The sequence below is a fragment of the Carboxylicivirga caseinilyticus genome (assembly GCF_050589785.1).
Lineage (GTDB): Bacteria > Bacteroidota > Bacteroidia > Bacteroidales > Marinilabiliaceae > Carboxylicivirga > Carboxylicivirga caseinilyticus.
The window spans coordinates 80235-93251 of record NZ_JBNGOX010000010.1 but is presented as its reverse complement, the minus strand read 5'-3'; the positions used below and the strand labels follow the sequence as shown (position 1 = coordinate 93251).

At 36.0% G+C, this 13017-nt stretch carries 7 protein-coding genes; 2 read left to right on the top strand and 5 right to left on the bottom strand.

The window, feature by feature from the left end:
* Nucleotides 1-6 precede the first annotated feature (6 nt).
* Entirely contained in the window at nt 7-2877 is a 2871-nt protein-coding gene (locus ACRD62_RS07460; protein WP_430819507.1) for a carboxypeptidase-like regulatory domain-containing protein, read from the bottom strand.
* Between the two features lie 447 nt (nt 2878-3324).
* Between ACRD62_RS07460 and ACRD62_RS07455 the strand changes: the two genes are divergently transcribed.
* On the top strand, nt 3325-5229 hold the full coding sequence (locus ACRD62_RS07455; RefSeq protein WP_430819506.1) for a sensor histidine kinase: 1905 nt from the start codon (nt 3325-3327) through the stop codon (nt 5227-5229).
* Here ACRD62_RS07455 and ACRD62_RS07450 read toward each other — a convergent pair.
* Entirely contained in the window at nt 5213-7162 is a 1950-nt protein-coding gene (locus ACRD62_RS07450; protein WP_430819505.1) for an LTA synthase family protein, read from the bottom strand. The two genes, ACRD62_RS07455 and ACRD62_RS07450, sit on opposite strands and share 17 nt — an antisense overlap.
* Before the next feature lie 224 nt (nt 7163-7386).
* Between ACRD62_RS07450 and ACRD62_RS07445 the strand changes: the two genes are divergently transcribed.
* The gene (locus ACRD62_RS07445; RefSeq protein WP_430819504.1) at nt 7387-7911 is read left to right on the top strand and encodes a lipocalin family protein; all 525 of its coding nucleotides are present in this window, start codon (nt 7387-7389) and stop codon (nt 7909-7911) included.
* An 8-nt stretch (nt 7912-7919) separates the two neighbouring features.
* On the opposite strand, the gene ACRD62_RS07440 is transcribed toward ACRD62_RS07445, so the two are convergent.
* The 3 genes from ACRD62_RS07440 to ACRD62_RS07430 all read right to left on the bottom strand — a co-directional run bounded on the left by ACRD62_RS07440 (nt 7920) and on the right by ACRD62_RS07430 (nt 12950).
* A complete protein-coding gene (locus tag ACRD62_RS07440) occupies nt 7920-8969 on the bottom strand; it encodes an AI-2E family transporter (RefSeq protein WP_430819503.1) in 1050 nt (349 codons plus the stop codon).
* 69 nt (nt 8970-9038) lie between these two features.
* Entirely contained in the window at nt 9039-10007 is a 969-nt protein-coding gene (locus ACRD62_RS07435; RefSeq protein WP_430819502.1) for an NAD(P)-dependent alcohol dehydrogenase, read from the bottom strand.
* A gap of 381 nt (nt 10008-10388) precedes the next feature.
* Nucleotides 10389-12950 (bottom strand): phosphoenolpyruvate carboxylase, encoded by a 2562-nt coding sequence (locus ACRD62_RS07430; RefSeq protein ID WP_430819501.1) that lies wholly within the window; start codon nt 12948-12950, stop codon nt 10389-10391.
* Between the last annotated feature and the right edge of the window lie 67 nt (nt 12951-13017).

Genomic DNA, 13017 nt, shown 5'->3' with positions numbered 1-13017 from the left:
AAGTTGTTAAAATGTAACTTGTAGCGTTAATCCATAGCGTCTTATCTGCGGACTGTTGAAATAATCGAGCCCCATGGTATTGCTATGTCCCCATAAGGTGTTGGAAGCCAGATTACCCTTGTAACGGGATAAAGTAACCAGGTTATTGGCAATAGCTGTTATTGAAAGATTTTCCAATCCCCAACGTTTAACAGTGTTAACATTGAAGTTGTAAGTAAAATACAATTCCTTCAATACCAGTCGTGAACCATCCTGAATGTAATCTTCAGCAACGCCAGTAACACCATATCTTACCCATCGGTTATCTGCAACTGATCCATCATCGGGAGCAAACGAAACCAGTTTATTATTTACCTCTCCATTCTGATTAACTCCATCAAAAATGTAGTTCCTAATCTCCCGCTCATCTGCCGTTTTTTGTGATACACCGTAATAATCCAGGGTAGCCTGTGTTCCGTTCCATACATCACCCCCAATAACAGCATCCAGAGTAAAGCCAAATTCCATTCCATTAACAGAAAACTCATTGGACAGCCCAGTGAAAAAATCTGGATTGGGATCACCAAGTACCGAAGGAGAAAAATCAACCAATGGAAATCCATCAGCCCCTATCACTTTCTTTCCTTCCGTATTTCTAAGCCAGCTATTGCCCATTATTACACCCGGACTATGATCTTTCACAAAAGCCGTATGCACATCAGCAAAACCAGCCAGTGTAACTGGTGCCTCGTATTTACTTTTTGATACTTTTGATTTGATCTGTGACATCGTTAAACTCACATCCCATTTAAAAGAATTATCCAATATGCGGGCAGATAAGGTTTCTTCCCAGCCATTAACCTTAATATCCCCTAAATTTTCAAAAACCAATTCATCATTATTTAAAACAGGAAAAATACAGTTGCGACGACGATTCCAATAAAAAGAGGTAGTTGACTGAAGTGCTCCATTTATAAAGCTTGATGTAATACTAAAATCAAGCTTCGAAACAATCTCGGGTTGAATTGAAGTGTGAACATTGATTTCCTGGTCTTCGAAATAACGATTAAAGTCAGCTACATTATATGCAAGTGAATTATTCAAACCAGCGCGGTAATCAAGGATATACTCGTTCACCTGGCTTACATAATCAAGCTTCAGTTTAAAACTTTGAAAAACATTTTGTGTTTTCCAATAAAAAGTACGATCAAACCAAATGAAAGGAGAAAATGATACGTCAAAATTAGGCCTGTAATATACTTTGTCACTTGTTGAAGAAGCGTAAATATTAAGACCCGCTTTTGCCACTAAAATATCATCATAGTTCCGTGAGTATTGCAATGTTGGATTTGCTGTAAAGATGTTCCTTACCTGTTTATTATTCACAAATTCAGAATTGTTTACGGCAAGTTCTCTATTATAATTATAAAACTCGGCTCTTATGGGAATATTGAATCGAAACTGATATCCAAATAAATAATTCTCTACAAATGCACCAGCAAAATAATTAACAGCTTTATCATTCCGATTACTATTAATTCCACCTAAATTTCCTACAGTTCCTTCTGGAAATTTTAACTCTCGTTGATTTTCAGAATATTGACCGGAAAAATCTGCTTTTATTCGTCCCATTGACCAGTTTTCCTCAAAATCGACATTATACAACAATGACTGATGTTCATTTCTGTCGACACCTTTCTGTACAAACAAATAAGGGTTATCAAGATGTGTAGGAGACGCACTCCGTATTGAACCATCCGGATGATAAATTACTGACTGGTCTCTTTGTGCATCCTTGGCTGACAAACCAAAACTATTATCAAACGAAACCGGAGTAAGATAAGTTGTTGAAAGAATTCGTGATTTCATAATACCATCACGGAAATTATCTTTTGAAGTGTGATAAATTACATTAGCTTTTATCCGATCGTTCCAATCCAGCTTTGCATTAAAACGATGACTTTGGATATCCTCACCCGGCAGTACTCCTGAACTTAGTAGGTATCGGTAACCAACATCAATATATACAGATCCTAATGTATGGTAGGATGCAATATCATACGAATTAGTAAAACCAGTTTTGAAAATATTGGTTGGATCAGATACTATTGCTGACTCTCCATTACCATCGCCTTTAGCAACCAACGAACCCCTGACATCATCTGGAGTGGCAATCCCATCATATTCAAGATTTACCAGTGGAGGTCCCCATGAGAACATCTCACCTGTTGAAGGACCTTGATAAGTTAGCAAACCATTCAATGGTCTTCCTTGTGCATATTTTGTCTGAAGTTCTGGTAAGCGGGCAACCCTGTCAAATGCAAAATTTGATTTCACAACTATTTTTCCCAATCGATAATTTCTTTCACCATACAGGTTACTGTATCGCCTAATCTGGCGTTCAATACGGTTTGAATTAATTTCTAAAGCAGTCGTGTTAATCCGGTCATAACTTTCAACAATTGCTGAATCTGACAGATATTCGCGATAGTATTTATATCTGTCAGCAACCTTTGCCGAATCACTCAATGCCTTCCTTTCTTCTTCCCGTACAAATCGGGTATCTTCTTTTATGTGGTTAAAGGGTATAATCATTCTGCTTCCAACAGGATTCAAGCCTGTTCGTGTAACAATGGCCTTCTTTGTTTTCATACCAATAAAACTGAAAACAAGCGTTGAGCCCAGGGGAGCTTTAATCTGATAATTTCCTTCTACATCCGTTATCGTTCCTTCTGTTGTACCATCAATAGTAACTGATAAACCAGGGATGGCTTCTCCACTGCTATCAGTCATTGTTCCGGTAACCAATATATTCTCCTTTTGAGCGTAAATAATAGTTATGGATATTATCAAATAAAGAAAGATTACTGCAATACGTTTGATTTGGATTAGTTGCATATGCATTTGGTTTTAGATTAGATTCTTTATTGTTTACAGAAAGGATGCAGGCATCTTTTAAATTCCATAAAACTTTTGAGAAAAAATCACATTCATACTGATAAAGAGTCACACCACCCAAATACAACAAACTATATATTAATCAGATAACAACTTATGAAATTTTCGACTTTTATTGGTGTTCAACCCGATTTGTGGTTGAAATAACCTAACTGTGTTAGTATTCAGTTTCACTCATAATTAAATATCAATAACCAAGTCACATCTGGAAGAAGAAAAAGATTAGTACTAAGCCCTTTTAGAATCAAAATATTAATCTGACTAATATCTTGTCAATGCATTGTGAATATTTTGATATTTTATAAAACTATACCAACATTTACTTTCATAAAACGTTTTAAATATTGAATTTAGTGAATGTAAATTCGAGGGGGAAAAAATTCTGAAATGAATCTACTTAGGCAAAAAAAAATACGAACAAATCTTGCAATTGTTATAGGTACTCTGGTACTCTTAACAATCATTGTTTTGGGTTGGATTCACTATTATTCGGTAAGTCGGGCTTTAATGAAAGATGCGTATGAAAAACAGCTAACCACAACTCTCCGTGCTTATCAAAGCTCACTCGAAGCACTACTTGAAAGAGCCATTGAAACTTCAGAGATTTTGGCTGATGATCCTATTTTACTGGAATGGTTTGAAATGAACCATGAGGATGAGAATCTAAAGAAACTGGCTCTTGAAAGACTCGATAAACTAAACAAACAATTTGGATATCCAACTGTATTTGCGGTTAGTAGAAAAACCCACGAATACTGGAGAGAAAACTACCATTTGTTAGATGTTGTTTATGAAGATGACCCTGATGATTCTTGGTTTTTTGAGTCCATTAAAAGCAAACAAAAAAGTGCTTTAAATTTTGATTATAATAACGAATTAGGAGAGACGATTTTATTTGTTAATGTTTTAATGGGAGATGTGAATGATCCAATTGGAGTTGCCGGGGTTGGTATTGACCCTACCTTACTGGTTCATCATTTTAAAAGTCACAAATCCTCTGACAGTGCCATTTTATGGCTGATTGATAATAAGGGTAAGATAATAATGTCAGAGAAAACGGAAGAAATTAACCAACCTTTAGCAAGTTTTATTGAAACAGAAACCGTCGACAGTATCCTTCAAAGCAAAGGCCCATCATTTGTTCAGCATCTGAAAATGAACCGCACAAATTACGAAATAGCTTCAATGAGTGTTGGCGAAACGAAATACCGTGTTGTACTCTTAATTCCTCAAGATGATCTTCTATCAGTTTTAAACGTAATACGTTCAAATACAGTTTGGCTTAGTATAATCATGCTATTGCTCACTTTGGGAATTATCTCAATTGTATCTAATCGAATCACAAACCCTATTATCAGGCTTACCAACCTCTCTAATAAACTCTGGCAAAATCATTTAAATGTCACGATAGACAAAGATTTGGTTAACCGACAAGATGAAATTGGGCATTTGGCACAGAGCTTTGAAAACATGCAAAGTCAGTTAGCTGAAGTAATTACACATTTAAATAAAGCTAACCGGGATTTAAAGATAGAGCAACAGCAATTAAAACAAATTAATCAACAACTTGAGGTAGCTCTTGATAAGGCGTCAGAGAGTGAACGACTGACTAAATCATTTCTGGCTAATATTAGTCACGAAATCAGAACACCGATGAATAGTATCATGGGATTTGCACAATTGCTGGAAGTGGAAGATTTGGGAGAATCTTTATTAAACACCTATTCCAATATCATTGTAAGAAACAGTCAACAATTACTGTCAATTTTAAACAACCTGATAGAAGTTTCTAAATTGGATTCCGGCATGACGAAACCCAAAAAAGAAGCTGTTTCTGCTGTTTCTGTTGTAACAGAGATATATGAATTGTTTTCCTATGCTTCGAGCAATAACATTACCATAATCAACGAAGCTCATGAACTCAAACCAGATATTGTTTTTGATAGTGATGAGCTGATGATTCGCCAGGTTTTAAATAACCTTCTTTCCAATGCAATTAAATATACACCTTCTGGTATTATCAAAATTGGATGTAAAAGAGAAGACCATCAAATAATATTTTATGTGTCAGATACCGGTGTGGGAATAAATTTAAATGACACTAAATTCATTTTTGAACCATTCTGGCAAGTCGATCAGAAATCAAGTATTAATGATGGTGCCGGACTTGGGTTAGCTATTTCGAAACGAATTTCAGATATTCTGAATGGTCGAATCTGGGTAGAAAGTAATTCAGGAGAAGGATCCATATTCTACTTTTCCCTTCCGATCTTTCCTACTCCTTTAAACTAAAACCATCATCAATCATGCGATTACTGTATTGTTGAAGAAAGCCTTTACACTCATTCACAATACCAGTTACCTGAACCTCATCGACAATATTCTTAGTCATCATCCGATCTTTTGAAATATCATAAACTGCTTTAAGCTGATTACCATCAAATTGAAGAATTGTATCGTTCTTCAAATACTGATAATTACCCGAACGATAACCGATAACGAAACGATCGTCACTTGCATCAAATATGTTATTTCCGAATGAAACAAATGGCTTATCGAAATGAATATAGCCCAGAACAGAAGGTAAAATATCTATTTGCTGCGCTACGTTTTTATCCAAGCCTTTTAACAAACTATCGCCAGGAGCATAAAATAACATAGGGATAGAATAACAATCAACATTGTTTTTGGATGATTCAAAAGCAGATGCAGAACTATGATCAGCGGTGATAACAAATAAAGTATTTGTATACCAATCCATCGTTTTGGCCTTATCAAAGAATTTACGCAGAGCCATATCTGTATAACCTACACACTGATGAACCGGTAATTCTCCCTTGGGGAAAGCTCCTTCATATTGTTCGGGCAATTTAAAGGGATGATGCGATGATAAAGAGAATAATGTAGTAAAAAACGGTTCTTGCATTTTGTCCATTTCATTGGCAAAAAACTGAAAAAATGGTTCATCCCAAATGCCCCACATTCCATCGTAACCATCATCATTACCATATTCTGTTTTACCAACATACTTGTCGAAACCAGCCATTTTTGCAAAGGCGTCAAATCCCATCGAACCATTGGCGGCACCATGAAAAAATGCACTGGTATATCCATCTTTTTTTAATAAAGTTGGAAGACCATTGATACTGTTGGTTGAATATTCTGAAACTATGTAAGGTAGTTCTAACGATGGAACCGATGCAATGATAGATGGTAAAGCATCAATTGACTTAAACCCGTTGGCATAAGCATGTTCTATGCAATATGATTGCTGAATGAGAGAATCTAGAAAAGGGGTATAACCTTTATAATTTCCATTATCCAGGTTTTTATTCAACGCCCCCACATATTCGCGATTATAACTCTCAAGAATGATAATCACAATATTCTTTTTATCTTCTTTTTGAGAATCAACATTAAATTTAATTTCAGGATTGTAAAGAGATAATAATTTTTCCTGATCAAAATAATTGCGACGCTCAATACCCTTTTTCCCCCATGTTCTGATCACACAAAACGGAGTATTCAAAACCAGATTCATCTGCTCTGCACTTTCAACGTACTTTCCAGCATTATTCATTGTCATTGGGCGGGTTGAATGACGATAACCACCTCTGATTGCCACAACACTAAATCCTGTGAATAAAACAAGTGCAACTACTGCCGTAGGGTAAACAAGCCATTTTCTTCTGAATAAAACTGGTCTTGGTTTGACTCTTGAATACAACTTTGATAATAGCCATATAGTTAATCCAAACAAAACTGCCACATACCAGTAATCAATAAAAAACTGAACCCATAAACGACCAAGATTATCCTCGTTTTTAATAATATCAAAAACATTATAAGTTGTACGTTTAAGTATAAACCGGTAATAGATGATATCCACACTATTAAGAGCAATACCAATGCTATTAACCAGCATAAATAACCACTTTAGAAATACCTGATAGACTTTACCAAATTTGAATGGTAAAGGTAAAAGGTAAAGAATGACATAAATACCATTTAAATAAAGCAAAGCAGCGAGATCAAATACCACTCCCCCTTTCATAATCTCAATAAAACCAGAAAATGAAACCGCAGGAAAATAATCAGTATTCATCAACCAAAAAATAATCCGGAAACCAGAATAGATCAGCATTAAATACAGAAATCGATAAAGCAATACAAGGTATTCGTTGCGTTCAATGGTTTTATTTAGAAATGATATCTTCTTTTTCATCTAATTATCTTACAGTTCGGGTTGTAATTTCATTACCAACCACAGTCAAAACAATCGACAAAACTACTAAGTTTAGATTTATTTAAAATACACTTAATGTTAAATGATGCATTTTTCTGTACAAAGCCACATATATGTGGATGTATGGTAGATTATTAAGTCTGAATTATTAGAAATGCAAAACAACCTTTGCTTTTTGATGTTTAATATCAAAATGAAGATATATGAAATCAAATGCCTTTCTTTTACTAGTGCTTATTATGGTGTCTGCCTGTTCTTCAAAAGAAGATCTACCAACGGTTAAGGATGTTGATTTAAACAAATACCAAGGAACATGGTATGAAATTGCCCGATTACCCAATCGATTTGAAAAGGGATTAAAATGTGTTACAGCCAATTACACCCTAAATGAGGATGGTACCATAAAGGTTATCAACAAAGGCATTAATACCGAAGATCAATCAAAGAGTGAAACAGCAATAGGAAAAGCAAAAGTGCCCGATGCACAATTTCCGGGTCAAATTAAAGTAAGTTTTTTTGGTCCTTTTTATGGTGACTATTACATTATTGATTTAGATGAGAATTACCAGTTTGCTTTAGTTGGTGATCCATCAAGAAAATATCTTTGGATACTTTCACGAACTCCTAGAATAGACGATAAAATTTACAATAACCTGATTACAAAGGCTGAACAACAGGGATTCAGCATTAAAGAATTACATCTGACCAAACAAGATTGTAATCTATAATCAATCAGCTACAAATCTCTATCTTGCTGGAGCAGTCGTTTTGAATCCTGACCCGAACCAATAAGTATTGACAACCATCGGGTATTTTCGCTTTGCTCCAAAAATATCTTAAGGGTAATTGTCAATGGTACAGATAGAAACATCCCTACCGGACCAAATACAAAACCCCAAATAATCAATGACATAAAAACAACCAATGTTGATAATCCCAAACCTTTACCCATAACTCTTGGTTCAACCACATTTCCCATTAGAGTATTCACCAATAAGTAGCCAACACCAGTCCAGATCATCCCTCCTATTCCCAATTGCACCAATGCTAAAAGAATGGTTGGTACAGCTGCAATAATAGAACCAATGCTTGGTATGTAGTTTAGCAAGAATGCTATCACTCCCCATAATATGGCATAATCAACCCCAAATAACCACAACCAAAACCATATAAATAAACCTGTTAAAATACTAATAATGGTTTTAATAGATAGATAATGGCGAATACTGTTACCAATCTCATTTAAATGATTGAGTGATGTTCCATAATGCCGTTGTACTACAGTAGCTTTATTAATGAATGATTTGGCTTCAATTAAGATGAAGATGGTGATAAGCATGATGATAAAAGAATCGGACATGATGCGACCGATCTCACCAACAGCACCTGTGGTAAAGCTAATTAACTTACCAGGATCAATTAAATCTATTAATTGTGTTGAGTCAATATCGGCACCAATAGCATTCAGACTATCAATAAAGGCTGTAAAAATATCTCTCAGATTCTCTTCATACTTGGGAACATCCTTCATAAAATTATTCAACGACCTTCCGATTATACCTCCTAAAAGTGTCATAATAAGTGCAACGGCCAGTAAAACAATAAAAATAGCCAGACCAAATGGCACTTTTCTTTTTTCGAGCCAACTAATTGGTTGCATGCAAATAACACTAATAAAAACTGCTAATATGAAGGGTAAAACAACCGATTTTGCAGCCATTATTCCGGCTATAATAATGAAGACAGCAGCAACAATAACGAAAGGGGAGGTTTTGGTAGCTTTCATAAATAATTCTGTGAATAATAAAACGCAATATAGATAAATATTGTGTCAATTTTCAGTGAGTATTCCCGATTATATTTTAATAACAATTTTCCCAATAAATGTACCCTCTGAAAAATACTTCATTGCATTGGCTGTATCACTTAATGAAAACACCTTATCAATCCTTGGTTTGATCTGTCCCTGCAAATACATTTCATTAATTTCAGCAAGCTGACTTTTATTCATTACATATGCCAGTATACTCACCTTTTTAGCTTTAGACTTAGGCAATAATAAACTCAACAATGACAAAGAGATTATCTTTCCAACTTTTCCTCCTACAGCAACATAAGCTCCTTTGGCATTTAATTTCTTACGCACGTTAAAAAATGAACGTGTTGCAACAAAATCAATAATCAAATCATACTTATCATTCCCAGATGCAAAATTGGTTTGTTTGAAATCTAAAACCTGATCAGCTCCTAAATCAATCATGGCCTGACTCTTTTCTCCAGAATCAACCGCAGTTACCAAGGCTCCCATTGCCTTAGCCATTTGAATGGCATATGTGCCTGCTCCACCCCCAGCTCCATTAATCAATACACTTTGCCCGGGCCGAATGGCTCCATTGTAATTTAAAGCCTGATAGGCTAACAAACCCGCTTCAGGGATAGCTGCTGCCTCATTCATTGACATATTAGCCGGAATGTGAATAACTTTATTTTGTGGTAACGTAATAAATTCGGCAAATGCACCATAACCTCCATCGGGATTGGCACCATAAACCTTCTCACCTGTTTTAAATTCTGTGACATTCTCACCAACACCTTCAACTATACCTGCAATGTCTGTTCCTATAATCGGGTATTTTGGTTTAGGAAAACCGAATAACAAACGGTAAATTTTAGGCCGGCCGGTTAACATATCCCAATCTCTCGAATTGATGGAAGCTGACTTTACTCTAATCATCACTTCATCCTCTTTGGGAGTAGGTAGCATTACCTCTTTCAATGTTAGTTGCTCTGGGCCTCCATATTTTGAATAGGTTACAGCTTTCATCTACTATTTCTTTTAGGTTTGGGGTTCAAAATGTAGCCAATTAATTCAATCGTGTTTTAATACATCGCTGTTATAAAATACAAAGAACGAAAGTAAGATTCAACTGAACATTAACATTAATCATCTATGATTAATTCTGTATGATTTAGTTGATAAAGTTATACGTTCAAAAAAAGATATTTATTGAAACGTTAATAAAGTTAGTAACCTTATCAGATCTTATTTCAAATAAAAAGATCACCAATAATAACAAAGAACAAACCTTTTTAATGTCTGATGGAATAAAACAGGAGAGAAAAAAGTCTTTTGTGCATCCTTAAGTATTTTAAGTTTATTAGAGAAACTCAACAATCAGGATGCACAAAAGACTAAAATATATTATCAAACAGAGTTACGGCTGGCGTTTATATTACCAAATAATGAGCGGATTACCATTTTTTCGTACTTTTCCTTAATCTCATTATTTCCTTCCTGAGCCTTTTCATCAACCTGTATCAATGCATGTTGCTGTATCGTCAACAAAGGTAACACAATACGTTCGCGTAAACTGATACTCATTCGGCTACGGGCACTGTCTTCCAACAATTCATTATAACCTGAAATTTTAAGAACCAGCTCCTTTGTTAACTTAAACTCATCATAAATAAGTTTCCAGAAACCACCAAATTTAGGATCTTCCGACATGTATTGAGTTAATGAAAAATTGGTTTTACTCATACTCTGCATGCTATTAGCCACCAAAGCTTTAAAAAATACAGATGAATTATACAAACCAACACATGCATCCCAGTTACCGGCATCTAATTGTTCCTTTAATGCAGTACCTAATCCATAGAATCCAGGAACATTTAGTTTCAATTGACTCCAGGCACCAACAAACGGAATTGCTCGTAAATCGTCAAAATTCAATTTCGAATCCTTACCTCTTTTTGAAGGACGACTCCCGATATTTGCCAAACCATAATATTTTAACGTACTACGTTCTTCGAGGAATGGCATAAATAAATCGTTTTCTTTTAACGACTGATATTTATTAAAACTGGTTGATGACAGTTGCTCAAACAATGCTCGTTGCTGATCATCCAGCTCAGCCTCTTTATGATTGAACAGGTTATTCTCCATTCCGGCCGACAACAGGTGACTCAGGTTATTAATAGCCGCCTGCTTAATACCGTAATGAGAGCTGATAGTCTGGCCCTGAACAGTCATCTGAATTTGTTTATTCTCTACCTTTTTACCCATAGCGGAATAGAACAAATGTGAGTTACCTCCACCACGTGCCGGAGGTCCTCCACGACCATCGAAGAACATTACCTGAACATCGGCATTACGAGAAACTTCTGTAATATCTTCTTTCGCACGATAAATCGACCAGTTAGCAGTTAGATAACCTCCGTCCTTCGTACCATCGGAGAAACCTAGCATTACAGTCTGAAGTTTCTTTCTTCGTTCAAGATGTGCTTTATAAACCGGATGATTATAAATGGTAGTCATTGAAGTACCTGCACCTTCAAGGTCATCAATCGTTTCAAACAATGGAACAATATCAGCAGATACCTCATCACTCTTCCAACCACACATTTTTGCCATTGCCAGAACACGGGCCATATCCAAGGGTCCGCGACAGTTACTGATAATGTAACGGTGAGCACCCATTTCGCCGTTTTGCTCCTGTATAGTTTTCATTACGCCAAACGATCTTAAGGTATCCTGTACCACATCATCTTCCACGCCTTCCATTTCAACGTCTGCATTCAGCGATAGCAATACATCCAATTTTTGCTGTGCATCCATCTCATCAAATCCATCAGGAAGTAAGCCCGGATTTTTTTCAACCAATGCGTCAAATGCCTTATGAATAATTCGGCTATCCTGACGAACATCGATACTGGCAAAATAAAATCCAAAGACATTGATCTTTCTTCTGAACGATTGAAACTGATCAAGAAACAAACCTTGATGCTGCTCTACCAGAATCGATTCAATCTCATCAAGTTTCGATTTTAAATAATCAAGTTTAATGTTTTTTTCACCACTTGAGTTGGATAACTCGTCAGTGAACATGACATCCAGCTCATTCATCAGTTCATATACTCCCGGAAAGCTTAAACGACGTTTCAGTTGTTTAAAATCTTCGTAGTAGCAACCGGTAACAGCAGCTCTAAGTCGCTTGGCCACTTTAATGGTTGTATCAACGGTTACAAATGGATTACCATCTCTGTCGCCACCCGGCCAGAAACCCATCGCAATTAAATTACCCATCTGCTCATGATCAGCCAACGATTTGGAAATATTATCCATTATCTCGCCAATTGCAGGATAAAATACGTTACTCAGATACCAAATTAAAGCATGAGCCTCGTCGTAAGCGGTTGGTTTTTTCTTACGGAAGAATGGGGTTTTACCTAACTGCTGTAATAAATCACGAACATAAGCAACATCGCCTTTTTTAATTGCTTCCATCAGGTCGGTAGCAATAGCCAATACCTTTCCGGGATAGAATTGTGTTGGATGCGCTGTAAGTACCACCCGAATGGCAAACGAATCCAACACCTTCTTAAGCTGTTCTTCTAAATTCTTACGCTGAACCTTATCCCGGATTCTTTCCCAGTGTTTACCAATACGGTGTATTTTCTTGTAAGCTGCTTCTTCCAAAGCATCTATCAATACAATCTGGCGTTCAACATACTGTATTACTTTAAACAAGAACTTAACCTGATCTTCTTCTGTGAATCCGGGTTTATGTTCTGCAAAAAAATTCCTGATGATTGTAGCGGGTGACAAACCCTCTGCCAAACCTTTCTGGCAAGCATCCTGCAACAAAGGCAAAAGCAAGCCGGTTTGCTGAACGGCATCCAGGGGAAGAGTCAGAAATAAACTGTTATAAAGTTGATATTTCAACTCAACTTCCTCTTTGAAAGCCCTTTCGATCTGATCACTCATAATATATTATTTACTTTTTAAAAAATCGTCGCAAAATATAAGATGTTAGCGACATTTTTGAATATTT